Source organism: Vibrio sp. 16 (assembly GCF_963681195.1).
Classification (GTDB): domain Bacteria; phylum Pseudomonadota; class Gammaproteobacteria; order Enterobacterales; family Vibrionaceae; genus Vibrio; species Vibrio sinaloensis_D.
Genome location: NZ_OY808998.1, coordinates 1,479,608 through 1,505,619, shown reverse-complemented (window position 1 = coordinate 1,505,619; position 26,012 = coordinate 1,479,608). Strand labels below are relative to the sequence as shown.

The window sequence follows — 26,012 nt, the reverse complement described above, 5'->3', positions numbered from 1 at the left end:
TGATAATGAAAATCGACTTAAGTTACACGGGAATAAACGCCCCCATAACGTGTCAGGCAAATGAGTGACCAAAAATTAGGCATCAAAAAGGGGCTAGACGCCCCTTTCGATTATTTGATTAGTTTAACTTGTTCAATGTTGGGTATTCAGAATTCTTGATCGCATCGATACTTTTCACGAACGGTTTAAGATTTTGAAACTCCTCAGGCAAGCTCGCTATGGCTTCTTTAGCGTCCATACGCGTTGCGTAATCGCCGTATAAAACGGTGTACCACTTGGTGCCATTGACCATTTTGTAGTTTTCCCAAATTGGCTGCTCACCGCGTGGAAGTTTACGCGCAAATTGATCAACTTTGGTTTGCGATCCAACGGCAACAACCTGAATGGTGAAACCATAACGTGAGTTCATTGCTTTCTGTTTGGCACTTGGAGGAGTAATTGCTACCGCTGGCTTTGATTTAGGCTGTTCTACAACCGGTGCCATTTTCACCACGTTTGGTTCTACGTTCTTCTCAGTCACCCCTTCGGTCATTTCCTGCTGAGACACAACGGGTTTTTCAACCTTCGCTGTTTTGTAGTCTTCACGGTAACTTTCTGAACTCACATCTGTAACGTAATCGCTCGAGACACATGCACTCAGTAGTACGGATAAACCAACAATCGCAATTTTTTTCATGGAATTTTCAAATGCCTTATATAGAAATTACTGTAAATCATGCCGTTAGAGTGACTTAGAATCAACCCAACATTTTAATTATATAACAATACTCTGTGACGCAAGGCACAATCTCAACCAGAGCCACAGTGATCTGATTAAAACAACGTCAAATCAGTAGCGCAAAACCTCTTCAGCTTGGTTACGATTTGTCTATCGTCTTGGTTGGAGCCCTTCTATGAGCCAGTTAACTCACCTACTCAAGCCTAAATCTGTCGCCGTAATTGGTGCGTCCAGCAAACCAATGCGAGCAGGAAACATCATTTTGAAAAACCTTCTCCAAGGTGGATTCGAAGGGGCAATAATGCCAGTTACTCCTCGCTACTCTTCTGTCTGTGGCGTGTTAGCTTATCGCTCTATTGATGAGCTGCCTGTCGTGCCAGATGTCGCTATCGTCTGCACCAACGCTTCTCGAAATATCGCTATTTTTCGTCAGCTTGCGGAAAAGCAAGTCAAAAGTGTGATTGTCCTGTCGGCCGATATGCATTTAGCAGACGAAGAAGGTAGCAGTATCCAAAGTACATGTTTAGAGATTGCCAAAGCAGCAAATATGCGAATGCTCGGGCCAAACAGCCTTGGACTTGTGCTTCCATGGATAAACTTCAACGCTTCCTTTTCACCCGTTACAGCACAAAAAGGAAAGATTGCCTTCATTTCGCAATCTGCGGCTATGTGTACCACTATTTTGGATTGGGCAAATGATAAAGACATTGGCTTTTCCGCGTTTGTCTCTTTGGGCAATGCATTAGATGTCGACTTTGCCGATTTGCTTGATTATTTAAGCCGGGACTCGCAAACCGAAGCGATCTTGCTGTATATCGACACAATTAAAGATGCCAGACGGTTTATGTCTGCTGCCCGAGCAGCGTCGCGCAACAAAAGAATCTTGGTCCTAAAAGGTGGTCGTACCGCCGCGGGGCGAAAAGCAGCAAAGGCCCATACTGGCGGTGGCGATACGCTCGATATCATTTACGACTCAGCCATTCGCAGAACCGGGATGCTACGCGTTAACAACTCTCATGAACTCTTTGCTGCGGTTGAGACTCTCACCCATTCCGTTCCGTTAAGGGGTGAGCGGCTTGCGATTATCACCAATGGTGGTGGACCGGCGATCATGGCGGTAGACACGTTACTCGAGCGCGGTGGTAAACTCGCCGAGCTCTCTTCGCAAACGATAGAGTCCCTGAGTGCTTTTTTGCCACCGAGTTGGAGCCATAGCAATCCAGTCGACATGGTGGGAGATGCCGACCACAACCGCTACATCCAAACTCTGAACGCTGTGATGGATGCCGACTGCGCTGACGCCATCTTGATTATGCACAGTCCTTCGGCGGTTGCGCACTCAGAGCAAACAGCACGAGCGATTGTTGATGCAGTAAAAAAACACCCTCGCCACAAACGTTTCAACATTTTGACCAACTGGTCAGGCGAGTTAACGGCAAAGCCCGCGCGACATATTTTTACTCAAGCCGGTTTTCCGACCTATCGGACTCCTGAGAGTGCAGTCGTTGCATTTATGCACCTCGTCGAGTACAGGCGAAACCAAAAGCAACTAATGGAAACGCCAACAACGGCGGAGCCAGTGCACATTTCAGAACTCAATGAAGCGAAAAAATGGATCGACGAGAAGTTACTGGATAAAAAAACAGTACCCCTTGATACCCATCAAATTGGCCCATTTTTGAAGCATTTTAACTTTAATGTATTGCCTACTTGGATTGCATCGGACACGAGTGAAGCGGTGCATGTTGCTGAACAGATTGGTTACCCAGTTGCGGTAAAACTCCGCTCTCCAGATATCGCGCACAAGTCCGACATACAAGGGGTAATGCTCAATTTACGAAATAGTGTTGAAGTCGGCACTGCGGCTGAAGCAATACTCGATCGAGCAAAGCTCTCCTACCCGTCGGCTCACATTCATGGCCTTTTGGTTCAGGGGATGGCTAAGCTAGCAGGCGGTGAGGAGATAAGAATTAAGGTCAAAACCGACGATACTTTTGGACCTGTCATATTGATCGGACAAGGCGGCTCAGAATGGGATGAGTCCATCGACGCAGCCTCAGCATTGCCGCCGCTCAACATGACGCTCGCACGCTATCTGATCGTTAGAGCAATCAAAAATGGTAAGATCCGCCCGCAAAAATTACCTGAACCGATGAACATACACGGTCTATCTGAACTCTTGGTTCGCATATCGCAGATGGTAGTTGACTGCCCTCAAGTACATGAGCTGGATATTCATCCAGTACTAGCGAACGGCAGTACATTTACCATTCTCGATGCAGACTTGATCCTGAAGCAATATGACGGCGATGCTCAGCAACGCTTGGCCATTCGACCTTATCCAGTTGAGTATGAGGAAATTGTCCCGCTGAAAACAGGAGAAGAAGTACTTCTTCGCCCTATTCTTCCTGAAGATGAGCCTGATCATGCCACCTTCATCAGTAGAGTTTCGAAAGAAGATTTGTACAAACGCTTTTTTACCGACGTTGGAGAGTTCAATCACGAAGCGCTAGCCAACTTTACTCAAATCGATTATGACCGCGAAATGGCTTTTGTTGCAGTGCGACAAACCGATACTGAGTTGCAAATCATCGGCGTCTCTCGTGCTTTGATCAACCCAGATAACACAGACGCAGAATTCGCGATATTGATTCGTTCAGATTTGAAAGGTGTCGGACTAGGGAAAATATTGATGCAAAAGATCATCGATTACTGCCGACACAAAGGTACAAAGCAAATTTCGGGGATGACGATGCCAACCAACCGAGGCATGTTGATGCTCGCGCAGAAAATGGGCTTTAAGCTCGACATTCAGTTTGAAGATGGAACCGCCGATATGGTGCTTCCTCTCAATTGACATAGAAAAGGGAGTATTTAACTCCCTTTCCACTAGATAACCGCGTTGGCTTTAAACGTCTTCTTCAGATACTGAATACACCAAGATTTAGCCTCACCGATCTTATTGCGCTTCCAAGCAAGAATAATTTCAATAGGCTGAGCGTCTGTCCCTTCTATTTGTTTTAGCTTACCTTGTTCAATTAACGCCAGTGCTCTCTGTTTTGGCAACGTCCCTATTCCTAGACCGTTTTGCAGAGCGGAGACTTTGGCAGCAAAATTGGTGACCGTTAAACGAGGCTGTTTTTGAATCACGTTGATACTGATAGGCGGCTGTTCACGTGCGGTGTCTGCAATGGCAATCACACGGTATTTTTCCCGTGCTTTGTCATCAAAGGCGCCGGCTCGTTTATGCACATAGTGATCAGGGGCGGCAACCCAGATCATCTCCATCGCCCCAATCACCTCCGCCTTAACGTCATGTGGTAGCGTTTCGAGCTTTGGACAAATCAATAAATCCGCACGACCATCAGCGAGCGATTCCCAGCATCCGGCTAAAATCTCTTCTTGTAGCTTTACTCGCGTTGAGCTTACCTGACTAAGTGAATCAACCATCGAGAAAAAGTTCTCAATCGGGATAATACCGTCAAACGCCAGAGTAATATCAAGCTCCCAGCCATTAGCTAAAACACTTGCATCATTCACCAACTTTTGTGTTGCGGCCAGTATCGTTCTACCTGTTTCTAAAATAAGTTGGCCCGCTTCGGTAAAATTCGCCTTGTGCCCAGAGCGGTCGAAGATCATGATATCTAGATCTTGTTCTAACTTCTGAATTTGATAGCTCAACGAGGAAGGGGCTCTATCAAGCTCATTGGCCGCGGCTGCGAAGCTACCTCGCCTGTCGATAGCATCAAGAATATGAAGCGCTTCTAACGTGATTGGACTTTGCACAATTTATAATTCCTTCATTAAAACACTTGAATAAACGTGACGAAAATCACATTTGCGATAGATTATTATTTCTAGTTAAACTTAGCTATCCTTACCTATCTTATTGTAATTTATTACAATTATCTTTGAGGTAAGTAAACTTGTACAAATTACGACCCAACCAGCAACAGTGAGAACGATAGTAATTATCATTTAGATCCAATAAAATTCACGCCGTTTAACGCCAACCGTAAATCAAGGATTTAAAGGTAATAACGAAATGTATAAGCGATCTTTACTGTCTGCGTCAATTATTGTCGCTCTCACAGCATCTGTGCACGCTGAAGAATATTCAGTATTCGATGAAGTTGTAGTTTCTGCGACTAAGACTGAACAAAACAAAACAGACGTATCGAGTTCAATTGAAACCGTCTCTGCTGAAGATATTAATAAGTCTCTATCGACAGACTTAAAGCAAGCACTCGATAAAACACCGGGTGTCACCGTGACAACGGAAGGCCGCTTTGGTATTTCTGGGTTTACCATCCGTGGTATGGGCGGCGATCGCATTAAAGTAGTCGTTGATGGCGTACAGCAAGTCACCCCATTTAACCCAGGTGGTGGTGCCACTCAAGCCATCTACCCTAACGCGATTGAAGTCGATACACTTCAGTCTATTGAGATCAATAAGGGTGCATCGTCTACCCTATACGGGTCAAACGCGTTGGGCGGTGTTGTTGTAGTCAATACAAAGAACCCTGATGATTTTCTGATCACAGACGAGAACGAATCGCGCTTTGGCATCAAGTCGAGCTACTCTTCAAAAGACAGCCAATTCAAGAACACACTGACCTACGCACTGCGCAAGGATGACGTCGAGGCGATCCTAATCGGCACCTATGCGCAAGGAAATGAAACCCAAACCTATGGTGATGGCGAAGACATCGAAGGCGGAATGCGTGGAATTGCAAACCCAGCCGACAAAGACATGAACAATGTTTTGGGTAAAGTTTTTTACACCATCAACGATGAACACAAGGTTGGTTTTGTCTTTGAGCGAAATGAACAAAACTACCATGAGGATTCAAAGAGCGAAAACTACACCATGACAAGAAACATGGGTGCTGGTCCTGCTCCTATCATTACCTACGATAACGCGGAAACTAATGATGAGTCGCTTCGTACACGCTATGGAGTGAACTACGAGCTAACCAAAGTGACCCCTGTTTTCGATTCCCTTCGTCTTGAGCTCAACTACCAGACTACAGAAACGATCAACGAAAACTATGCAGATGTTATCGACCATATGGGCTTTATTGGCTATAACGGCGGACGAACTCGAGTTCGCAATGCCCTTGATAAAACAGTACAGTTCGATGCACAATTTGGCAAAATCCTAAACTTAAGCTCTTCAGAGCATGAATTGACTTATGGCATGAACGTCGTCAATACCCACTTCAGTTTGGATAACCGCGATGTGTTCCACGGAAATGGCACATCTAAACCAGGCTCAACAACGATTCCTGATGCAAAAATGACGCAATGGGGTGTCTTTGCTCAAGATAACATTTTCCTTCTGGAAGACCGTCTAGTTGCAAACCTTGGCCTGCGTTATGACGCCTACAAAGCAGACCCATCAACCGATGAAGGTTTTGATACTGAACACGAAGAAAACAGCAACAACGCCCTAACGGGTAAACTGGGCGCCGTGTTCCATTTCAACGATAAACTCAGCACCTTCGCACAAATGAGCCAAGGCTTCAAAGCACCTACTGTCAAGCAGCTTTACTATGAGTACTCAAGCGGCGCAGACTTTACGCCAAACTCATCGTTGGAAGCTGAAAAAAGCACTTCTTACGAGCTAGGGTTGCGTGGTCAAAACGATTTAGCGAAGTTTGAGCTTGTTGGATTCTTCAACAAATACAAAGACTTTATTGCGCACGAAGACCTACCAGAAAAGCGTCCTGGTTATGAGCATTTTACGCTGACCAACTTGGATAAAGTTGAAATCAAAGGCGTCGAGTTTAGCAATGAAATCTTACTCGATAAGATGTTTGATGCGCCGACAGGCATGTACTCATTGTTCAACATTGCCTATGCAGAAGGCGAGGATAAGCGCACGGGTGAGTCGTTAGATTCCGTTGCCCCACTCACGTCTGTCGTTGGTTTAGGTTACGACAATGAAACGTACAATTTTGGTGGTTTAGCGACGCTAAAAATGGTTGCGCGTAAGACAGAGTGGTCAAGTGAAGACAATATCGATGCTCCGGGCTACAGCGTATTTGATGTTACAGCGTACTATTCACCAATCAGCGATCTAACATTGAGAGCCGGTCTATTTAACGCGTTTGATATCAAATACTACGAGTACAGCGATCTTACTGCTCAAGAAGAGAGTGATAACATTCAAAGACGCTCACAACCAGGTAGAAACTGGGGCATCAGCGTAGATTATCAATTCTAAACCGCATGAAACCCAAAGAAAAAGCCAGCTTATGCTGGCTTTTTTCGTCTCCTAGCGTCAAAAACAAAAAAGCCCTCAAAACTGAGAGCTTTTACTATTCATTCGTAAAAAGGAAATAAAAAATGTAACGAATGAAGGCTTATTTTGAGCTTGTCATCTCTTTCTTGACCATTACAGCTGATGCGACGATGAAAGTGATGATTAGAGCTAGCTCCATTGTAGACCCCTGTTAAATTGTTGGAAAAACCGAATCGAAACTGCGGATATTCTAACAGGTTTGAAAAACAATGATACACTTTAACGAGATTTTTACGTTTTTTATCGACTCACCTCTAAAACGACGCCCAATGACTCGTTTTCAACACTAATCACCACCCTTTATGGTTGATAAGTTGTTAAATATTTAATTCTTTTATTCTGCTATTTCATAGTGACTTTACCGCCAATCATCTTAAATGCAGGCGTTCCTCGGACGAGTGTATCGCGCGCAAATTCGATACCACATGAAGGGCAAATACATGGCTGCTGGGTGAAGTCTTCCACAATGCGCTCTTTGAAACACTTTACCAGAGCGCCCTTGCCCCCTTTGCGATATTTAAACAGCTGAGTTTTGCATTTGGAGCAATAGATACAGACTGTTTTAGACGGTTGTTTTTTATTAGGTTTCGCCATTACCCGTCTCGTCCTCGCTCAGTGATTCAGGTTTTATCCAAACTTGGCTAAAGTCAAACCAACCCAAGGCGTTACATTTTGCATTTTGCAATGAGCCACATTGATCTTTGCTCACGCCTAACCAACAGTGAAACATTGGGATAATCTGCATTTTTTCGACTAAGGATTTTCCTAGCTCTCTGGCTGGGAAAGCAGCATTTTCTTTGGCTTGCCACTGTTCTACGACTTTAGTCCAATACTCAAAATCATCACTGCGGCTAAAAAGAGAAATATCGCTATAATTCAGCAGCCAACCCGCCAGCGCATCATCTCGATTGTTTGCGATACCCATTGGCTTCACCCAAATATCAATATCATCAATATCTGGTGCAAAAACACTGTATTTGACCAACTCAACATCCAAGTTATCTTGCTTGAGTATCGTCTCTATACATTTAACTAGCGTGGGGAACATGGGATGTTCACCATGGTAAGCAATTTTTACGGTGTGGTAAGACGGAGGAGAGGTGTAATTACCTTGTCGTGTATGGTGATACCAACCAGGCTTTAAACCGTGAGCAGGAAGCACACCCAGCTCGACGATTTTCTCCTGAGGCAACTGTTGATAAAGGTTTAACGCCCCTAACCTTTGGCTAAAGTAGTTCGCCCACTCACTCGATTTCGCCAAGCCTGCTTTTCGATTAAGAAGCAAGTAGGTACAACCGGGATCGAGTTCGACCTCTTCAGAGAACGTACCAGTTTCAGGCTTAATGGGACCACTAAGACTGGGAAATACCATCGACGAGTGAACATCATCGATCACCCAAACTTCAATACTATCGAGTAGCGGTCGAAAGCCAAAATAGCCATCAAAGGCTTGCAGTACTAAACGCTTTTCATCGTTTTGCGTAATCTTGTAGGGGCCAGTCCCGATTGGGAAAACGTCATAATCGTCACTTTGCTCGCTACCCTGTAACAGAATTTTTGCGCAAGCTTCAGAAAGTAACAATGGAAGATGATAATCAGCTCGGCTTGTATGTATGTCTATAACGTAGCGGCTTGGCGAATCGATTTGGCGTAAATGGGAAAAAAGCTGCTTGTCTTGTAACGAGCAGAGAGATTCGAGTACCGCCTCCGTGGTGAGTAGATCACCATTGTGGAAACGAACACTTGGTCGCAGGTAAAAGCGCCAGTGCGTTTCGCTCAGCATTTCCCAGGTGTGCGCTAAGTCTGGTTGAAGCTGATCGTTTTCATCAAGTCGAGTTAAGCCACTAAACACCTGTCTGATGATATGTTGTTCAGAACGACGAATCGGCTTGCGAGGGTTAAGCATCGACAGTTGACGATAATAGGGTAAGCGAACAACTTGTTGCCCTTCTTGATGTTGAACACCCAGATAGCTTTCGACAACTTGAGCCAATTTGGCGGTATCTTGGTCTAACACTTGGAGCGCTTGGCCGATCTTGCCCTCTTCAAGATAGCGTCTGGCTAGGTTTTCACTAACGTCTGCACGACTGCGCTTAAAAATAAGCTGCGAGAGCTTTCCTCGTCCAGGCGCTGGGTGCCACTCGATCCAGCCCTGCTCTTCCATCTTATTCAATACAATACGTGCATTGCGGCGGGTACAAAACAGAACATCTGTGATTTCATCGAGCTGAACACCACAATCTTGGCCATTGTAGTGTTCAAATAGGGTTTCAAACTGGACGCGAAGTCGAGGGCTACTCATAAAGGGGAAACTCACTTATTTTTCTTTGTCACTAAGTTTCCCTATTTAGTGGAAAGAATCAAGCGTTTATGCAGCGCTATTGAATCTCAATGCCGATTTCATTCGCAATCGCTCTAAGCTGCTGCTCATCATCCAGTTTTATCGACCATTTCGTTTCACTGCCATTCGCGGCGATGACATTTGCACCGCGGCCAATCAGTTGCAGGGCATCGGTTTGCGCCTGAAGTGTCACCATGTGCTCACCCACCAGTTTCACTACAAGCTCGTGCGGTGTGACAATCACTTTACCGCTTTTAAAATCAATGACCATTCTGATTCGCCTTAATGGTTTGCTTGTCGTTTTTCTTTTTCTTGACGGCGATGGTCAATCGACTGGTACACACTAAGCGCTCCCTCTCATCAGTGATATTGATTTGCCATACTTGAGTCGAAACCCCAAGATGAATGGGTGACGCACGACCAATCACCTGACCTGTGCGCATCGACCGTACGTGGTTTGCGTTGATATCAAGCCCAACGCAGTAGGCGTCTTCCTCAACGCAGAAGTTGGCTGCGACTGAGCCAAGCGTTTCAGCCAACACCACTGACGCGCCGCCGTGGAGCATGCCCAAAGGCTGGTGGGTAAAATGACAAACTGGCATGGTAGCTTCAATGTAATCATCACCCACTGCGCTATAAATAATATTTAAGTGATCTATCAAGGTATTTTTTGACGTCGCGTTTAAACGTTCTAGGTCGATTTTGCGTTTCCAGATAGTGCTCATGCTTATTTCCATTTATTTCTGTGCATGCGATTGTAACCTAATGTTATTATTTGCTGAATACAGTCGCTAAGCGGAGAACTCCATGCCCACTCTCAATAAGCTTTCATCTATTCTCATTGCTGTTACCTTGACGGCATGTACTGCATCTCCAACGGGAAGAAACCAAGTGTTGCTCTTCTCCGATTCCGACATGAACTCACTTGGTGCACAGTCTTTTGAACAAATGAAGCAGCAACAGCCGATTAGCAAAGATGCTCGCGTGAATGCTTACGTGCAATGTGTTGCCAGAAGTGTCACTCAACATGTCCCTAAGCAAGCCAGTTTTAGTGATTGGGAGGTCGTGGTATTTGATAGCGACCAAGTCAACGCGTTCGCGCTGCCGGGGGGTAAAATTGGTGTCTATACAGGGCTATTAAATGTTGCCAAAAACCAAGATCAACTGGCGACTGTGATCGGACATGAGATTGCCCACGTTTTGGCTGATCACAGTAATGAGCGCTTATCTCAATCACAATTGGCGAGCGCCGGATTGCAGATCACCAATGTTGCCTTAGGGTCCTCAGATTACGCCCAGTACCGAAACGTCACTATGGCAGCACTTGGGTTAGGCGTGCAATATGGCGTGTTGCTCCCGTATGGCAGAAGCCAAGAATCAGAAGCTGACATTGTGGGTTTAGAGTTGATGGCGAACGCGGGTTTTGATCCTAACCAGAGTGTCAGTTTGTGGCAGAACATGGCAGCCGCGTCTGGGGGCAATCAACCGCCTGAACTACTTTCTACTCACCCATCACACAAAACACGAATTCAAGATTTAAAGTCGACAATCGCACGTTTGCCAACAACGAATACTACTCGGCCAAACTGTGAGAAATAATAAGGGAGCGCCATGCTCCCTTTCCATTAAGTGCCAAGTATCAACAATGGCAATTGCAGTAACTGATCGCCCGTGCCGGCGAAATACCAAATGATTCCAATCAGCCCGGCCACCAGCGCCAAATACCAAATTGCGGAAACTAACTGGCCGTAGCGGTCAAGCGGTAACAGATGACTGTGATGTCGACCACGCCACTCCAAGACGATTTCAAGTGTCCCCATAATCAGCAAGAAGCCGAAAAGAGTCAGTCCCAAGCTGTAGCTGAGCACGACACCACCGAGAGCGGCCAATGTACAAAGCACAATACCCGCCAAGCTGTTCATCGAGAAACTGATGCTTTTGAGTACATGACCGCCATCTAACGGCAAGATCGGCAGTAAATTGAATAGGTTCAAAAAGGCATTAAACACCGCTAATCCCGCAAAGAACATCTCCCCTGTGATCCAGTAAGCAACCATCAATATCAACGAAAGAATAAAGCCAAACATCGGCCCCATAATTGAAATGAACACGTCTTGCCAACGAGTATTGATCTTCTCGTCGCTAAGCGCTAATCCTCCTAAAAAAGGAACAAGATAGATTCCTTTAGTTTTCATTCCGAAATACTTCATCGCCCGCACATGGCCATACTCGTGAAACACCAAACATGCGATCAATGCGAGAGCAAATTGAAACGAGAACAACCATGAATAAGCGGCAAGACTTGCCGACGCGAGGACAACTTTGATTAGCTTAGCACTTTTGAGTGCTTTCATACCCAATGAGATCAAGCCTATTAGACTGAACCGTCGTTCGGGTTTGGGTGGATTAAATGGAACCTGTCGCTCGATATCTTTGGTATCTCTTTGACCTTCGGCAACCATCTGGTCGTTCATTGTCGCCTTATATGACAAAACAAAAGGCTGCCACTGCAAATCCACTTCCAATTTGCACGTAAACTCTTGTTCCCCGCTTAACAAGGTGAACTGGTGAATGCTCTCATCTCGTTCCGAGTCTGCATTTAATTGTGACACAACCTGATTATCCCAAAACAGCTGCTGCCAGCCTGCCATTGACCCTTCCAGCCGTAGCGGCTTTCCAAGAAAATCGATAGAAAGTAGTTCCAACGCCTAACCTATTAAATTGCTATAACAACAAAGCGGATTATGCCTAGAACGACTAACAAGGTAAAGAAATGACTCAAATTGTGACAATGTCACTCAACATAGGTTATTGAAATAGTTCCACATGTTTCATTTCTCATTACAAACGTAAGAGTTCTGTCAGTTTCCATAATTAAAACCTTTGCTTTACCGGATGCCCCTTTATTTTCTGCGGATAACGTGCATAATAGCCGCCCTTATCAACACCCAAACAATGTGAGTCTACTATGTCTTCTGAAGCTACTATGCTAGAACGCTGCCAATCTAAATGTGAACTTTGTGCTGCTGACGCGCCACTAACGGCATACGCGGTACCGCCACACAGCCACGTGACAGTAGATTACGGCATCATGGTGTGTGACAAGTGTCTAGGTGAGATTGATGATCCAAAGGACATCAACCACTGGCGTTGTCTAAATGACAGTATGTGGAGCCAAGTCCCTGCTGTTCAAGTTACGGCGTGGCGTCAATTGACTCGTCTTAATACTGAAAGCTGGGCGCAAGATGCACTCGACATGATGTACATGGAAGAAGAACAAATGAACTGGGCGATGCAAGGAATGTCGGCGGACGACAAACCGTTGGATTGTAACGGCGTTGAACTGAAAAAAGGTGACGACGTAACGGTGATCAAAGATCTTCCAGTGAAAGGCACAAACCAAGTCATCAAACAAGGTACCGTTATTCGCGGCATCAGCATCGGTGACAATCCAAAACTGGTATCGGGTAAAGCAAATGGTGGCCAGTCAATGTATGTTATCGCAGAGTACTGCCGTAAGAAATAACACATCTGCCCCGAAGCACATTGATAAAGCGCTCATCTGAGCGCTTTTTCTTTATCGTTCCATTTTTGGCTAAAACTCACTTTGAAGTGACTGACTTAGCGCATTAACACCCTTTGCGGCAGGTTGTTCATCAGCAATACTCCTCCATCAACATGGTTAGAATCTTCAAATGATGTTCAGATTGATAATGTCTAAACTCATCCAAACAGCTCCAAGCAAGCTTAATAACGTGGCTATCATCGCTGTTTAATACAGCATTAAAACTCATGTCAGATAACGGTTTTAGCTTTATCGTAGGTAGAGAGCCTAAGCGTAAATCCTCTACAGAAAGTACCGCTGCAATCAATGCAGCCCAGTAATAACGCAGAGAGCGCTCTGGTTGGACAAAATAATCACTGAGATAGCGCATTGCATGGCAGCTTGTCACAGCATGCAACACAGTAAAGTCGCGACTCTTTAGATAAAGTTCTGCCACAAGCTCACTGATTTGCGCAATATCCAGTGTATGTGGCGCGTAATTGACACTTTCAAAGCGTGGATTCTCTACCACAGACAACATACGGGCGGAAATCAACCTTCCTCGAACATTTATCCCCTCATACGTATGCAATGCGTTCTCGAGCACCTCTCTAAGATTTCGTGTACATGCCAGCGGCTCGCTAATAGGCAAATAACTGCTTGCCAAATCAGCCAATCCAAACGCAACCTCACTATTATTTTTGACTTGAACGCCGTAGCTTAAGCGGATCACCGCATGAAACGCTGATGCGCCGCAACCTGGCATCAGTCGATCAAGATAGGTGCGTAAGGTGCCCTCAATACCTTCACGTTCCACTTGGCGAAGAAAGTAATTGAGATAGTGTTCAAAAGCGCTCTTATCCCCTAAGTGAGCTTCCCATTCAAAGTGTGTAGTTGTCGTTACACTCTTTCTCGCAACCAGTAGATGGGCGTATTTCGCGTAATATGCCTCTAGCTGATCATGATTCGCTCCCATTTCACTCAATGCCACCAGCGCCATAGGTAAATGGTTCGTGTTGCCATTTTGGTTAGTTTCAATTGTATAACGTTGCGCTCTGGTTAAGATTTCAGCCAACATCGGTTATTCCCTTATGGTGAGTTGTAAAGTGGAATTCAGGCTAAAACCTCACCTTAAGTTGAGGTCATCACAATAGGTTTAATTTCGCGATTGGAATCACAATAATTGTTTCATAGGTCAAATTTGACTTTTAGCTCTATTTTAAACGCTTCAAGCCAACGCGCTTTTTGCAAATTTCCATCCTTGTCACGTAAATGAGAATTATTCTACGTTAAACCATGATGCACATCACTATCGTGCAACAGCTAAATTCTGTATGTTATTCAATCGTTAATGAATAATTTATAAAATTAGAGCTAGGGAAAATGCATGATTAAGAAAACAACGTTAGTCTGTCTATCAGCCGCGCAATTGATGGCTTGTGGTGGCGGCAGTTCAGGTTCGGATACGCCCCAAGCGCCTCCGACATCGAGAACCGTACAAGTTGTCGACGGATATTTGGAAAATGCGACCGTATGTGTCGATCGAAATCTCGACAATCGATGCGCTCCCAACGAGTTTATCGAGGGCACAACGGATTCAATGGGTCGAATCGAAGTCGCGGCCGCTGACGCGAATTATCCCCTCATCGCCAATATCATTGCTGGAGAAACCAAAGATTCAGACCAAATAGCCCTAGCAAGCAAGTCATACCAAATGATTGCTCCAGCAAAAATCAATACTATTAACCCCTTCACCTCCATAGCTCACCTTTCTGGTAAGTCGTTGGAGCAAATCGCCGCGGAACTCAACTTACCTGCAGACGTGTTAACAGGTAATTTTGTAGCTAACCGTTCAACAAGTATTGACGCAGCGATATCACATCTCATTGCTCGATCAATCACCCGTGATTTTCCGCCAGCCCTAAGTGATGCCACACCAGCGGATCTGCAAGCGACCTTAATGGCTTACAAAGACAAAGCAGATGAGCTCGCCAATCAACTCGACATCCATGATCTAAACAAACGATTACTGCACCAAGCTCCTGATGGCAGCGTTTCTAGTGATAATCAAATGGTGGCCAACCTGTCTGACTACTTAGAAAACAACGGTGAGTTTCAAGTCACGCCACTGAGCAAAGATGGTGAGTCGACAAGAGCAAACTTCGACGGTACTCATGTGGCAGGCAGCTTCGTAGGTGCCGCCCAAAGAGCCTATACCACAGAAAATAACCGACTGGTGTTAGATGCAACCGATTCAAGTTCAGCGCGCACTTATCAGTTCATTTACTTATCTCACCACCTCTCTGTTAGCTATGAGTCCTCAAGCAAAACTTACCAAGTGTGGACGCATAAAGATCTCTCTTCAGGATACGATTTAGTGATCTCAGACGATCTATTGCGATCGCAAACTCTTACGTTATTGCGCCCTTCTATCAACAGCGCCGACCAAGGCGACCTAGCGCTCGTCACGTTAAGTTTTGCTAAAGAAGGAAATCAAGTCAGCGTCGACTTTGCTGATGCGACACCCGATGTTATGGCGACTTGGACGATTGAGTCAGCTCCTGACGTGCCCGATGTGATACGTATCGATCCCCCTGAAGGCTCTAAAGCTCCAACTATCCGATTGGGCATCATGGAAGATGCAGCGCAGCATTGGCTCGCTCGTGACCTGTCACTCAATGGACGTTACGCGCTGGTGCTCAACGATACCAATCTAGCCCATACCCTTTTTGACTTCTGGCGGACTCGAAACGACCGTTTTCTTCAAGGTCATTACACACTGGCTGACACCGTCAAAGGTAGCGAATTCGCCTACTTCCCGATGACAAATTCGCTAGAGTCTGATGACGTTATTACGGCTTATCAATTTAAGGACGACAATGTCCTTTGCGAAGCAGACTACTCATCGAACTGGGTGTGTGACTTCAATTACAGCACATTGTTTAATGATATGCGCCTATCTCACAAAGGGACTTACGACTTTAACTTTAGGCGCAGTAACCAGTTCTTTATCGGATTAAACCAAGACAATTATCCAAGCATCTGGCTACGTGACACACCAAACCGAAATATCACGCTCGAACGAGGTTGGTTCGTCGGCAAACAGTGGTACTGGGTTAGAGACATTAACAGTGATGCCAACTCGGGTCCTAAGCCAACCATGGTTAGCCTCAACTTCAAAAATGCTAACGAAGTTGAAATCACAGCGCCCAATGCCGAACCATTCACAGCAAGTTGGCACATTAGACCCTTTGTTGATGATTACCGATCGTTTACATCCGTCTATATTGAGCTTCCAGAAGACAAACGCTCAATCGAATCATTACGCGGCGAAGACATGATTCAGTTCGGTGTAATGGCAAGTGCCGATGACGCACTCGTAATAGAAATGACCTCAACGCTGACAATCGCTCGTGAAAACCTGCTGCTTCGTTCCAAAGATTTAGCTGAATATATGGTCGAGCGCTGGCAAGCAAACTAACAAAACATCTATCAACCCGCTTAGTCTTTAGGCGGGTTGATTGGTGATATCGGTTAAGTTCCAAACCGTACGCTCACAGCCCTGAATCTTACTGATCGTCTGAGGCTCGATCTTGTTCCACATTTTACCGCTCTCTAACGGCTCTGACGCCAACACGACACTTTCATCATCACTGCGAATGAAGATGGTTGGCGGCTCACCATCTGTACTGTAACGAACCACCCAAAACGCCTTTCCATCAGAGACACAAATCGAGGCTTTGAAAGGTGATTCAATAGACTTATTGTTTAAACATTGCTGCACAGTATCAATGGTGCGCTTGAGTGCATGTACAGGATCGTTTTTTAATCCATTCGCCAACGCCAATAAAAAGAGGAGCTCGCTGTCGGTTGTCCCACGTCGAAGAAGATAGAGCGACTCCGGAAGCATCCGTTCTAACTCAAACTTCACCCTTTCAAAGTCGCCGATTTGGCCATTGTGTAAAAACATCCAATTATCGATGATAAACGGATGGCAATTCGATCGCGATACCTGCGTTCCAGTTGAGGATCGCACATGTGCCATAAACCGATGAGAGCGAATATGGTGTGTCAGCGACCGCAGGTTCTCATCACCCCACGCTGGCAGCACTTCATGGAACTGTCCTGGTGTTTCTCGCTCTGTGTACCAACCCAAACCAAAACCATCCGCATTTACCCGCGTCACTGCTTTTCTCGCTTCCAAACTTTGGTGAACAAGCGAGTGCTCAGGTTCATAAACCAGTTCATCCAAATAGATAGCCGGACCTTGATACGCTAGCCATCGACACATAATCAGACTCCATAAATTGAGTATATGGTTATTAATAAACCACTCAGACAAGATTTACGCAAGAGACGATTATTTAATACCCGAATGTGCAATATTGAATAACTCGCTTCGCTTCAGGCTGTTATACTCAATCGGAACCAACCGAGGTACTTATATGAAAATTTGTGGCGTAGAGCTAAAAGGCAACGATGCCGTTATTTGTCTACTAGAAAACACATCAGGTGTTGTTCACTTGCCAGATTGCCGAGTGGCAAAACTGACGATTGGTGATGCGAATTCTGGTGAAGAGTTGAAGAAATTTCAGTTTTCGTTCGCGAAACTGATGCAAGACTACCAAGTGGATAAAGTGATGATCCGCCAACGTCAAACTAAGGGTAAGTTTGCAGGTGGCAGCGTTGGTTTTAAACTAGAAGCCATCATTCAACTGATTGAAGGCTTGCATGTTGAGCTTGTTTCAACAACGGCTATCAAGGAAAGCTTGAAGAGAAATCCCCTTGCGATTGCGTTTAAAGATACCGGACTTAAACAATACCAAGAGCAAGCCTTCACCACTGCCTATGCGTGCGCAATGCGCAAGTAATCAGAGCAAGAGCCCAGAAATGGGCTCTTTGAGCTGATTATTCTATTTTGCCCGCCACAGTTTGGATATGCTCAAACCGCCCCGGTTCACTCACCCATGCAGCCACTGCATCAATCGTTTCCAACGGCAACTGAGCTTCAAACTCCCATTTACCATCCGTTGACCGCTGCTGCATTCTCTTGACCGCAATAAAGTCGTGTTCCAACTTACGTCCTCTATTCTCACCACGTTGAACCTGCGTGTACTGGTTGTTGGCCAAAAATACCAGCGTGGCATCAAAGCTGCCTGCTTTATCAAACTGTAGAGAGAACGTATTGCCTTTGCGAATCAGTTTTAATCGTTGTGATTCGCGTGGCGTCGCAGCCGGTAATTCACGATTCACCCAGTTGAAAAATCCACGCCACTCTCGACCATCAACCACAAAACCGGGCGTGTAGACGCTTCCAACCAAGTCATACGCATAGTAAAGACGTTGCAACTGAGAGTACTCTGGCTTTGCGAACTTATCTTTCCAACCTAGATGGTCCCAATAGTCGACGTGATACGCGATGGGAATAATCGATGTCCAAAGCCCTTCACTATTTTCTAGCTTTGATAGATAACGATCGGCGGGTGGACAACTGGAACACCCCTCAGACGTAAATAGCTCAACCACTTGAGCGGGTTGTCCTTCGTGGATCCAAATTTGCCCCGCTGACAAACTGGACGCTATCGAGATGGCAAGTAACGAGTGCATAATCGGCTCCATTGTTCACATTCAACATTCTCAACTGCCCATAGGTGACCAAACCTGTAAACAAGCTGGATGTTTCTAAGCGCAGTGTTTGCTCTGTATTCAAAAAGACCGTTTATGCAGGGTGTCCATTTCACAAGGCACAAAAAAAGCGCTGACATCACTGCCAGCGCTTACGTTTTTTAGAGCCTGTTAGATTAGCGATTCAAGCCAATATCTTTTTGAATGTGGCCAGATAAATCGTTCGCGTAGTACGCGCGAGGAGTATTATCTGTGAATAGAATATCTAATAGGTGTGCAATCAATCCTTTGAAAGAAACCGCGTAGGTTTTTTTATCCATAGAGATAGGAGCGTTAATTGTGCCGATCTGCATTGCTTGTGCCATGATTGCCTCTCTATAAATCGTTTAATTCGTTTCGATGGGCTAATAATAAGCAATAATTTACACACCAAAAAATGAAAAACTTTCGACTTTCAGATAAGTTTTTCTAATAAAACAACACCATAACAATTGACTTTTAAAACTATGCGCAAAACCGGCAATTTTGCGCATAAATACCCATTTTTTTCGACTTAATATTTCACCAGCGTAGATGTGCACGTTTTTTATTCACAAAACTTTTACACTTTCACTGATTAAAATCGTCGAACTTGTTTGGCAGACAATTAGATTAATTATCTGATAGTTAGTTCGGATGGCAGCTGCTGTTTTCGTTTCTTCATCACGGATGCAATCACTGCTATGGTCATGGTCACCAGAAGCACTAATAACGATACAGGAGTTGGAATTTCCCAAGCCGAACCGACAAGCATCATCTTGATACCAATAAACACCATGATGAATGAAAGCGCAGGTTTCAAATAGATAAACTTATCCATCATCCCCTGCAAAACAAAGTACAGTGAGCGCAAACCTAGCAACGCAAACACGTTGGCAGCCAGCACAAGGAACGGCTCTCGTGTTACCGCAAAAATCGCTGGTATTGAGTCTAGCGCGAACATTACGTCCATAAACGCGATCACACCAATTACAATCGCCATAGGCGTCAACCAACGTTTACCGCCTTCAACAACAGTTAATGCGTTGCCTCGAAAATCATCAGTCACAGAAGCGAACTTGCGGATTAGCTTTTCTGGCAGCGGATTGACTTCTTCCTCGCCTTTATCGCGAGCGAGTTGTATACCCGTCCAGATTAAGAACAGCGCAAATACATACAATAACCAATGGTATTGCGCGAGTAACTGAGCGCCCACAGCGATCATGATGGCACGTAAAATCAAAGCGCCGATTACGCCCCACAGCAAAGCTCTTGGACGCAAGTGCTCAGGCACCAGGTATTGATGGAAGATAATCGCAAAAACGAATAAGTTATCGACGCTCAGAGATTTCTCAAGCAAATAACCCGTTAGAAATGAAACGGTCGCTTTTTCAGCGCTGTAAGCACTGTCTGGTGCATAAAAGTCCCAGAAAAAATAAATGCTCGCAGCGAACAAGAATGCGAGTAAAAACCAGAAGATACTCCAAACGGCGGCTTTTTTGATCGTCACGTTCCCGCCACGGGTTTGCCAAATATCTAATGCAACCATGGTCAGAGTTAATAGTGCGAAGCCGATGTATGTAGAAGGGGTCATGTTACCTCCAAAGGCGGAGGGATCGAGAAGTAATAGACGAACCCACCGCAAACAAAACAACCTACACCGATTCAATGGCGTAGAATATTTGATTACGTTGGTCTCGTCGAAATGGTGAATTGAAACAGACATTTCAACACCATTTATACTTACCGGATAGGAGATTTCCTAACGAGATGACGATAAGTAAACCAGAGGCGACTACTCCCCAAACAGCGCGGATTGTATGCCTGCTTGAGCGCCTCGTCTAGTAAAAAAATCAAAAAAGGAGCAAATATTATTTGCTCCCTTTTATACTGGGGTTTTGGCTCTAAACGCCTGACATTGGGATAAAATAGACCAAAGCAGACCAAACACCAACCCAACTGATAACGACCGCTACGTCAATCCAGTCTTTCCACATGATTTCCCCCTGGCTGTTGAACAATCAACAATCAGTAAGTCATTAGCAACCTTTATGCCATGCATTGTGCTTGGTAGCAGACTTGGTGCGATTTATCGTTTCGGGATGCTCAGTTAGCAAAGCAATAAAACAATCCGCCATAGAACGATCCGTGACTGTTCCCTCGCCTTTCATGTTTTGAATGGCCTCGTAGCCTTCTTTCCCTTTCATGGTATACGCTGACGACGTGCCTCGGTAATAGCGTTCTCTTTCAACCGCTTGCCATCCATTTGTCGCCGAATAAATCGCCAAATTGTGGATGCGCTGGCCAATAGGCGCCATTGAATCGTAGTCATAACTCAAGTTATATGTGTAGGGGTATGAGCCGTCACCCGTTCCTTCTACCCCATTGTTCAATGCATTGTTGATCGCCCCTTCTAAAGTGGCGGCAATGTCTTTCCCTTTGAGCTCGTAAACACCAATGGGTACGGCAAAGGGCAACAGTTTACCCGCGATGTCTGCCACAGAGATATCACCAGGATTGAGCGATGTACGCACTCCACCCGCGTTATGAATGGCAAACTCCACGTCATAGCCCATTTCATTCATGGTGTAGGCAAAAGATTCCGCTACCAACGGTGCTAGCTCACTCGCTCCGGTGTCATCAGGTACGCGTACATGACGAAGCGCATGTTTGGCGCACGCGATATAGTCACTTTGCAGTTTTCGCACTTGCGTGGTGTACCGCTGCAACAAAATCTCCTGCGTATGTGGGTCTTTCTTACAAACGTGCACATTTGGGTGCTGATCAACGTAGCGTCGTGCGATCGCGTAACACTCATCGTCACGTACTTCGCTCATACTCGCGTCAATAAAGAGTCTTCGACCAAGCAGCAGTTCATTCTTACCGCTGAAATGAATCACGTGACCACTCTCGTCAAACTCGATGTCACAGTGGCCCATACTTAATGCGTGATAGCCAGCTTGTACAACACGCGTTCCGTTAATCTCAATGCCGTATGGGTCATCTTTTTTTAAACCGAGTCCAGAAAAATCCCCTTGTAATCGGTGGCTATGACCGCCAACGATGAGGCTAATTCCATCAACGGTGTTCGCCATATCCAAATCCGCTTCGTAACCCATATGGCTAAGTAGGATAATTTTATTGATCCCCGACTTTTGTATTTGAGCGACCGTCTCAATAGCCGTTTTTCGAGCACTAACGAAAGGTGTGTCGGCGTCTGGGTTTGAGATGTCAGCCATTTTATCTAGCGCAAGTGAAAAGATCGCAATAGGTTCTTCTTGTGCATACTTGACGATCCACCTTGCTGCTTGAACGCTTGGATCATACGAAAACACTTTGGCGTTATCGCTGAGTCTAAGTTTCTTCGCTGAATCCTCGTTGGACAAATCCCAATTACCAGCCAACAAAGGAAAAGTGATTTGTTGGGCAAACTGGGCAACGGGAAGGTTTCCCATATCAAGCTCATGGTTGCCTAACGCCATCGCATCGATGTTTAGCGCGTTTAACATGGTTGCGTTAGCTTCGCCTTTAAACAAAGAAAAATAGAGCGTACCTTGGAAGCAATCACCCGCATGAAGAAAGATAAACTGCTGATCATTCTCTTTCGCGAGTTGCTCGAGCTGTTGCTTCCTCGTTGCAATGCGAGCAAACCCACCCGCACTGACGTAGGGCTCGAGCTCTTGGCCTTCGACATGCAGGGTAAGCTGTAGTGAAGTTGGTTCAAAATAGGAGTGCGTATCGTTGATGTGTGCCAGCTTGATTCTCGCCGGCTTATTGTTTTTATCTGTCATATTTTCATTCTCTCTTTTCAGCTACATCCTAACGCATCCCATGTGACAAATTCATTAACTTTCACATTTTTATTGAAAACACCATTTCTGATACATCGTTTATTATGAACTTCATCAAGGCGCTAACCTTATGAATTACTGGTCATTAATCCAAGAGTGTGAGCTAACCTTCTGCTTATTCGGCATTTTTCTATTATGCTTAATGAGAAATAGCTCATACGGAGTCACTATATGCAGCTAGAACGAATTGAAATTTCTGGCTTTCGTGGAATCAAAAGGCTCTCTATCGCCTTTGATGAACTCACCACATTAATCGGCGAAAATACTTGGGGTAAATCGTCCCTGTTAGATGCCCTGTCCGTCGCCCTGCCTTCTGAGGGCATTCCCTATCAATTTGAGATGACCGACTTCCACGTCGACTATTCGATTGCTCATCCTCAAAGCCAACACCTACAAATTGTGTTGAGTTTGGTGTCCACCGATAAACATGAGGTGAACTCAGGTCGTTATAGAAAGTTAAAGCCCGTTTGGATCAAAGACGATCAAGGGAAAAATCGAATCATTTATCGGTTGAGTGCAAGTCGTGACGGCTACGAGATCAATACGCGCTATGCGTTTCTTGACGAGCAAGGCAACCCAAAGCAGTTGCACCACTCGGAAAAACTCGCGCAAGAACTGATGACACTTCACCCTGTTATTCGCCTTAAGGATTCTCGACGTTTTGAACGCCCTATTGGCTCAAATGGCGATAACAATGTTCGTATCGAAAAGCGCATCAACAATACTTGCCGACGTCTGATGGCGATACCTGGCCACGTGAATAAAGGCGAAATGAAAAGTAGCCTCAACTCGATGGGTATTTTGGTCGACCATTACTTCTCGTTCAAATCGAACACCAGAAAAAACCTTCGTAAGCAGCGAGATGGGATCTTCTTCAACAGTACAACGAGCAACAAGCGTTTATCGCAAGTGGTTGAAGAAAACGACAAACAAACTCGGCTACTTTTCATGGGCTTGCTCAATGCCTACCTGCAAGCGAAAGGACCAAATCAGTTGCGCCGATGTGCGCGACCACTGTTGATCATTGAAGATCCTGAAGGTCGCCTTCATCCTACCCACCTTGCTCGCGCATGGGGATTGCTTCAACTGCTGCCAATGCAGAAAATTCTCACCACAAACAGTGGCGAACTTCTTGGTCAAGTGCCGCTTCACTCTATACGCCGACTTGTTCGCCAATCAGACAAGACGATCACCACGTCACTGCCGGATCACGGGTTAAGTCGTGATGAGCTTCGTCGAATTGGCTTTCATATCCGTTTCCATCGTTCTGGCGCCTTATTCGCACGTTGTTGGCTGTTAGTAGAGGGAGAAACAGAAGTTTGGCTGTTTAACGAACTTGCCAATCAGTGTGGTTATAACCTTGCCGCGGAAGGAGTTCAGATTATCGAGTTTGCCCAATCGGGATTGAAGTCATTGCTTAAAGTTGCGAAGGCTTTCGGTATCGACTGGCATGTTGTCACCGACGGTGATGCTGCAGGGAAAAAATACTCCACAGCGGTTCGAGCTCTGCTGGGTAATGATCAAGAGCGTCATCGTCTGACAGAACTGCCTGATAGAGACATTGAACATTTTCTCTACAATAATGGATTCGAGACCTTCTTCAAACAGATGGTACATATCCCCGCGGATCACCCTATTCCCGCCAAAAAAGTGGTCACCAAGGTACTGAAAAAATACGCAAAACCTGACTTAGCACTGGCGATAGTGAGCCACTGTGAAGAGTTAGGTAATGAGTGCATTCCACTACTGCTTCGCTGGACGTTAAAACGTGTGGTTACCATGGCCAACGGCAACACATAAAAAAGCGGCATTGATGATTAACATCAATGCCGCGTATCGAATCAGATACAAATCAATCGGGGGTTGACCAAATCCATCAGGCAGAATTTGATCACACAATTAAGCTCTAGGCGCAAGCTCAGCACTTGATTGCGTTTGGTGAGCCTTTTGATGTAGCCATAAGCCACTCGCTTTCATCAAATAACCGAAAATGCCACCCAAAATGAGCGAAGGGATAACCAGTTTCCAGTCACCTGAAGCGGCGAAGGTTGCACAACAGCCAATGAACGTACCAGGAATGTAAGTAAGTAAGCTTTGCGTCGCCTGCATGCACATTAGAAATGCGACAACAGCAGTGATGACGTAACCCAAAATTTCCAACGACGCATATTGTGAAGCATGGATAATAACCATTGCCCAAAATACACCTGTCATGTTGGTTAGCAAACTTTGTATTAACCCCTTAAACCCACTGGTAGGTGAAGCAAAATAACTGGTACACCCTAAAAATCCAGCCCAAGAAAGAAGTCCAAGTGAAATGGCAAGCCATCCCCATAAGCCAGAAAGAATACCCGTTGTTAATGCAATCGCGACTAGTGTGCTCATAACGCCTCGTTACGTGTGCTCAGACACATCAAAAGTACAAGTACGCATATTAAGAAGAATTGATAGCAATGAGTAATACTTAGATCACACTATTTAGGTAACAAATATCAAATTTACCAAGAATTACGTGATGCAATCGATATTTCAACAGATATCGGTAATACCGAATTTATTATAAAACGCTGGGTTTCCCCTTCATCATCCTTAACCCTTCGCGCTTAATACATTCAACCAACGGGTTTTCAACCATGTCTGCACGCCACACGAACGAAAGCGTACGCTCCATATTGAGTTCAGGCACGTTCAGGGCGACCAGTTGACCGCTGTCGATGTGCCTTTCAACGTCTAGATAAGGTAAGCAGGTAAGATATTGACCATGCTCGACCATGCTACGTAGTACAGGTACATGTTCGTATTCACGCCAGACATCCAAATCCTCAATCAAATGGTGAATGGAGCTATCAAAAATCATGCGAGTGCCACTTCCGTGCTCTCGAAGTACCCATTTGGCTTGCTCTAACTGCGCCAAACTGACCTTTTCTTGCAGCGCGAAGGGGTGATGAGCCGCGGCCACAACGGTTAAGTGGTCTCGACACCACACTTCTTGATGCAGTCGGTTGTCATCACAGCGCCCTTCTATAATGCCTAAGTCATATTTGTAGTCGATAACCCCTTGGATCACGCTGTCGGTACTTTTGACCTTTAAGGAAATTCTCATCTCAGGAAACGAGTTATCAATAATACTGATAAGGTCTGGGACTAAGTGTTCGGCGGGCGTTTGGCTGGCACCAAGTTTGAGGTGACCACTGAGCAAATGCTGCTCATAAAAGCCCATTTCTATTTGCTGCGCATCTTGGAGAAGGCGCTTTGCTTTCGGACGTAACCACATTCCCCAGTGTGTCAGCGCCATCTGTTTTCCTTGACGCTCGAACAGCGGTCTGCCCAACATTTTCTCGAGTTGCGATAACGACATGCTTGTCGCCGATTGCGTCAGCGAGAGTTTGTCAGCCGCTAAGCTCACACTCCCCGTATCTGCAACGGCATCAAAGACAGCAAGTTGTTTTAATGAGTAACGCATAGGACTCCTATCCCTGTTCTTATAATCTCTTTTACCTAGCTTCAGCACGTATTTGAAAACACTGACAAATACGCATTGGGTTTCATTTTACGCCCTCTCCAATCCATATCAATATTTTTGATGAGGATTTTAAAAATTATCAATT

22 protein-coding genes are annotated in these 26,012 nt (G+C 45.3%); 7 read left to right on the top strand and 15 right to left on the bottom strand.

Annotation, left to right across the window (positions count from 1 at the left end):
• Positions 1–118: 118 nt before the first annotated feature.
• Positions 119–676 carry an SPOR domain-containing protein gene (locus U9J37_RS20955; RefSeq protein ID WP_005473290.1) on the bottom strand — a complete coding sequence of 186 codons (558 nt, stop codon included), beginning with the start codon at positions 674–676 and terminating at the stop codon, positions 119–121.
• A 217-nt stretch (positions 677–893) separates the two neighbouring features.
• On the opposite strand from U9J37_RS20955, the gene U9J37_RS20950 reads away from it, so the two are divergent.
• Positions 894–3,575 (top strand): bifunctional acetate--CoA ligase family protein/GNAT family N-acetyltransferase, encoded by a 2,682-nt coding sequence (locus tag U9J37_RS20950; protein WP_005473309.1) that lies wholly within the window; start codon positions 894–896, stop codon positions 3,573–3,575.
• Between the two features lie 32 nt (positions 3,576–3,607).
• Here U9J37_RS20950 and U9J37_RS20945 read toward each other — a convergent pair whose 3' ends face one another.
• Complete coding sequence (locus U9J37_RS20945; RefSeq protein ID WP_005473226.1) at positions 3,608–4,504, bottom strand: LysR family transcriptional regulator; 897 nt, start codon at positions 4,502–4,504, stop codon at positions 3,608–3,610.
• 259 nt (positions 4,505–4,763) lie between these two features.
• On the opposite strand from U9J37_RS20945, the gene U9J37_RS20940 reads away from it, so the two are divergent.
• Positions 4,764–6,947: a TonB-dependent hemoglobin/transferrin/lactoferrin family receptor gene (locus tag U9J37_RS20940; protein WP_043887104.1), complete on the top strand. Its 2,184-nt coding sequence runs from the start codon at positions 4,764–4,766 to the stop codon at positions 6,945–6,947.
• A 420-nt stretch (positions 6,948–7,367) separates the two neighbouring features.
• On the opposite strand, the gene U9J37_RS20935 is transcribed toward U9J37_RS20940, so the two are convergent.
• From U9J37_RS20935 to U9J37_RS20920, 4 genes are all read right to left on the bottom strand, one after another.
• Positions 7,368–7,619, bottom strand: coding sequence for a hypothetical protein (locus U9J37_RS20935; RefSeq protein ID WP_043887103.1), 252 nt, complete (start codon positions 7,617–7,619; stop codon positions 7,368–7,370).
• Positions 7,606–9,327, bottom strand: coding sequence for an SgrR family transcriptional regulator (locus U9J37_RS20930; protein ID WP_005473302.1), 1,722 nt, complete (start codon positions 9,325–9,327; stop codon positions 7,606–7,608). Before U9J37_RS20930 ends, U9J37_RS20935 begins: the two co-directional genes overlap by 14 nt.
• A 76-nt stretch (positions 9,328–9,403) precedes the next feature.
• Positions 9,404–9,637, bottom strand: a complete 234-nt coding sequence (locus U9J37_RS20925) for a DUF3389 domain-containing protein (protein WP_038136860.1) — start codon at positions 9,635–9,637, stop codon at positions 9,404–9,406.
• Positions 9,627–10,091, bottom strand: coding sequence for a hotdog fold thioesterase (locus tag U9J37_RS20920; RefSeq protein ID WP_043887102.1), 465 nt, complete (start codon positions 10,089–10,091; stop codon positions 9,627–9,629). Before U9J37_RS20920 ends, U9J37_RS20925 begins: the two co-directional genes overlap by 11 nt.
• 82 nt (positions 10,092–10,173) lie before the next feature.
• On the opposite strand from U9J37_RS20920, the gene U9J37_RS20915 reads away from it, so the two are divergent.
• The gene (locus U9J37_RS20915) at positions 10,174–10,965 is read left to right on the top strand and encodes a M48 family metallopeptidase (RefSeq protein WP_005473205.1); all 792 of its coding nucleotides are present in this window, start codon (positions 10,174–10,176) and stop codon (positions 10,963–10,965) included.
• Between the two features lie 26 nt (positions 10,966–10,991).
• On the opposite strand, the gene U9J37_RS20910 is transcribed toward U9J37_RS20915, so the two are convergent.
• Complete coding sequence (locus U9J37_RS20910; RefSeq protein ID WP_083794669.1) at positions 10,992–12,071, bottom strand: site-2 protease family protein; 1,080 nt, start codon at positions 12,069–12,071, stop codon at positions 10,992–10,994.
• 263 nt (positions 12,072–12,334) lie between these two features.
• On the opposite strand from U9J37_RS20910, the gene U9J37_RS20905 reads away from it, so the two are divergent.
• On the top strand, positions 12,335–12,892 hold the full coding sequence (locus U9J37_RS20905) for a PhnA domain-containing protein (protein ID WP_005473169.1): 558 nt from the start codon (positions 12,335–12,337) through the stop codon (positions 12,890–12,892).
• Positions 12,893–13,022: 130 nt separating this feature from the next.
• Here U9J37_RS20905 and U9J37_RS20900 read toward each other — a convergent pair whose 3' ends face one another.
• Positions 13,023–13,988: a questin oxidase family protein gene (locus U9J37_RS20900; RefSeq protein WP_005473112.1), complete on the bottom strand. Its 966-nt coding sequence runs from the start codon at positions 13,986–13,988 to the stop codon at positions 13,023–13,025.
• Between the two features lie 309 nt (positions 13,989–14,297).
• Here U9J37_RS20900 and U9J37_RS20895 point away from each other — a divergent pair, with 309 nt between their 5' ends.
• Positions 14,298–16,391: a hypothetical protein gene (locus tag U9J37_RS20895; protein WP_005473266.1), complete on the top strand. Its 2,094-nt coding sequence runs from the start codon at positions 14,298–14,300 to the stop codon at positions 16,389–16,391.
• Between the two features lie 27 nt (positions 16,392–16,418).
• On the opposite strand, the gene U9J37_RS20890 is transcribed toward U9J37_RS20895, so the two are convergent.
• Positions 16,419–17,201: a class II glutamine amidotransferase gene (locus tag U9J37_RS20890; protein ID WP_005473275.1), complete on the bottom strand. Its 783-nt coding sequence runs from the start codon at positions 17,199–17,201 to the stop codon at positions 16,419–16,421.
• Between the two features lie 154 nt (positions 17,202–17,355).
• On the opposite strand from U9J37_RS20890, the gene U9J37_RS20885 reads away from it, so the two are divergent.
• Positions 17,356–17,781, top strand: coding sequence for a DUF3010 family protein (locus U9J37_RS20885; protein WP_005473307.1), 426 nt, complete (start codon positions 17,356–17,358; stop codon positions 17,779–17,781).
• Positions 17,782–17,818: 37 nt separating this feature from the next.
• Here the strand turns inward: U9J37_RS20885 and U9J37_RS20880 are convergent, their stop codons facing one another.
• From U9J37_RS20880 to U9J37_RS20865, 4 genes are all read right to left on the bottom strand, one after another.
• Entirely contained in the window at positions 17,819–18,517 is a 699-nt protein-coding gene (locus U9J37_RS20880) for a DUF1223 domain-containing protein (RefSeq protein ID WP_043887101.1), read from the bottom strand.
• 194 nt (positions 18,518–18,711) lie between these two features.
• A complete protein-coding gene (locus tag U9J37_RS20875) occupies positions 18,712–18,900 on the bottom strand; it encodes a hypothetical protein (protein ID WP_005473141.1) in 189 nt (62 codons plus the stop codon).
• Positions 18,901–19,190: 290 nt separating this feature from the next.
• Positions 19,191–20,147: a TerC/Alx family metal homeostasis membrane protein gene (locus U9J37_RS20870; protein ID WP_005473297.1), complete on the bottom strand. Its 957-nt coding sequence runs from the start codon at positions 20,145–20,147 to the stop codon at positions 19,191–19,193.
• 445 nt (positions 20,148–20,592) lie between these two features.
• Positions 20,593–22,344: a bifunctional metallophosphatase/5'-nucleotidase gene (locus tag U9J37_RS20865; protein WP_322414139.1), complete on the bottom strand. Its 1,752-nt coding sequence runs from the start codon at positions 22,342–22,344 to the stop codon at positions 20,593–20,595.
• A 231-nt stretch (positions 22,345–22,575) separates the two neighbouring features.
• Between U9J37_RS20865 and U9J37_RS20860 the strand changes: the two genes are divergently transcribed.
• A complete protein-coding gene (locus tag U9J37_RS20860; RefSeq protein WP_005473218.1) occupies positions 22,576–24,204 on the top strand; it encodes an ATP-dependent endonuclease in 1,629 nt (542 codons plus the stop codon).
• A 99-nt stretch (positions 24,205–24,303) separates the two neighbouring features.
• On the opposite strand, the gene U9J37_RS20855 is transcribed toward U9J37_RS20860, so the two are convergent.
• Positions 24,304–24,789 carry a DUF1097 domain-containing protein gene (locus tag U9J37_RS20855; RefSeq protein WP_005473221.1) on the bottom strand — a complete coding sequence of 162 codons (486 nt, stop codon included), beginning with the start codon at positions 24,787–24,789 and terminating at the stop codon, positions 24,304–24,306.
• Between the two features lie 172 nt (positions 24,790–24,961).
• Positions 24,962–25,867, bottom strand: a complete 906-nt coding sequence (locus U9J37_RS20850) for a LysR substrate-binding domain-containing protein (protein ID WP_005473250.1) — start codon at positions 25,865–25,867, stop codon at positions 24,962–24,964.
• Positions 25,868–26,012: the final 145 nt, after the last annotated feature.

What these genes read in the sequence shown, in the direction of transcription:
- U9J37_RS20955 (WP_005473290.1), bottom strand. Translation starts at nt 676, where the DNA reads ATGAAAAAAATTGCGATTGTTGGTTTATCCGTACTACTGAGTGCATGT.
- U9J37_RS20950 (WP_005473309.1), top strand. Translation starts at nt 894, where the DNA reads ATGAGCCAGTTAACTCACCTACTCAAGCCTAAATCTGTCGCCGTAATT.
- U9J37_RS20940 (WP_043887104.1), top strand. Translation starts at nt 4,764, where the DNA reads ATGTATAAGCGATCTTTACTGTCTGCGTCAATTATTGTCGCTCTCACA.
- U9J37_RS20935 (WP_043887103.1), bottom strand. Translation starts at nt 7,619, where the DNA reads ATGGCGAAACCTAATAAAAAACAACCGTCTAAAACAGTCTGTATCTAT.
- U9J37_RS20930 (WP_005473302.1), bottom strand. Translation starts at nt 9,327, where the DNA reads ATGAGTAGCCCTCGACTTCGCGTCCAGTTTGAAACCCTATTTGAACAC.
- U9J37_RS20925 (WP_038136860.1), bottom strand. Translation starts at nt 9,637, where the DNA reads ATGGTCATTGATTTTAAAAGCGGTAAAGTGATTGTCACACCGCACGAG.
- U9J37_RS20920 (WP_043887102.1), bottom strand. Translation starts at nt 10,091, where the DNA reads ATGAGCACTATCTGGAAACGCAAAATCGACCTAGAACGTTTAAACGCG.
- U9J37_RS20915 (WP_005473205.1), top strand. Translation starts at nt 10,174, where the DNA reads ATGCCCACTCTCAATAAGCTTTCATCTATTCTCATTGCTGTTACCTTG.
- U9J37_RS20905 (WP_005473169.1), top strand. Translation starts at nt 12,335, where the DNA reads ATGTCTTCTGAAGCTACTATGCTAGAACGCTGCCAATCTAAATGTGAA.
- U9J37_RS20900 (WP_005473112.1), bottom strand. Translation starts at nt 13,988, where the DNA reads ATGTTGGCTGAAATCTTAACCAGAGCGCAACGTTATACAATTGAAACT.
- U9J37_RS20895 (WP_005473266.1), top strand. Translation starts at nt 14,298, where the DNA reads ATGATTAAGAAAACAACGTTAGTCTGTCTATCAGCCGCGCAATTGATG.
- U9J37_RS20890 (WP_005473275.1), bottom strand. Translation starts at nt 17,201, where the DNA reads ATGTGTCGATGGCTAGCGTATCAAGGTCCGGCTATCTATTTGGATGAA.
- U9J37_RS20885 (WP_005473307.1), top strand. Translation starts at nt 17,356, where the DNA reads ATGAAAATTTGTGGCGTAGAGCTAAAAGGCAACGATGCCGTTATTTGT.
- U9J37_RS20880 (WP_043887101.1), bottom strand. Translation starts at nt 18,517, where the DNA reads ATGCACTCGTTACTTGCCATCTCGATAGCGTCCAGTTTGTCAGCGGGG.
- U9J37_RS20875 (WP_005473141.1), bottom strand. Translation starts at nt 18,900, where the DNA reads ATGGCACAAGCAATGCAGATCGGCACAATTAACGCTCCTATCTCTATG.
- U9J37_RS20870 (WP_005473297.1), bottom strand. Translation starts at nt 20,147, where the DNA reads ATGACCCCTTCTACATACATCGGCTTCGCACTATTAACTCTGACCATG.
- U9J37_RS20865 (WP_322414139.1), bottom strand. Translation starts at nt 22,344, where the DNA reads ATGACAGATAAAAACAATAAGCCGGCGAGAATCAAGCTGGCACACATC.
- U9J37_RS20860 (WP_005473218.1), top strand. Translation starts at nt 22,576, where the DNA reads ATGCAGCTAGAACGAATTGAAATTTCTGGCTTTCGTGGAATCAAAAGG.
- U9J37_RS20855 (WP_005473221.1), bottom strand. Translation starts at nt 24,789, where the DNA reads ATGAGCACACTAGTCGCGATTGCATTAACAACGGGTATTCTTTCTGGC.
- U9J37_RS20850 (WP_005473250.1), bottom strand. Translation starts at nt 25,867, where the DNA reads ATGCGTTACTCATTAAAACAACTTGCTGTCTTTGATGCCGTTGCAGAT.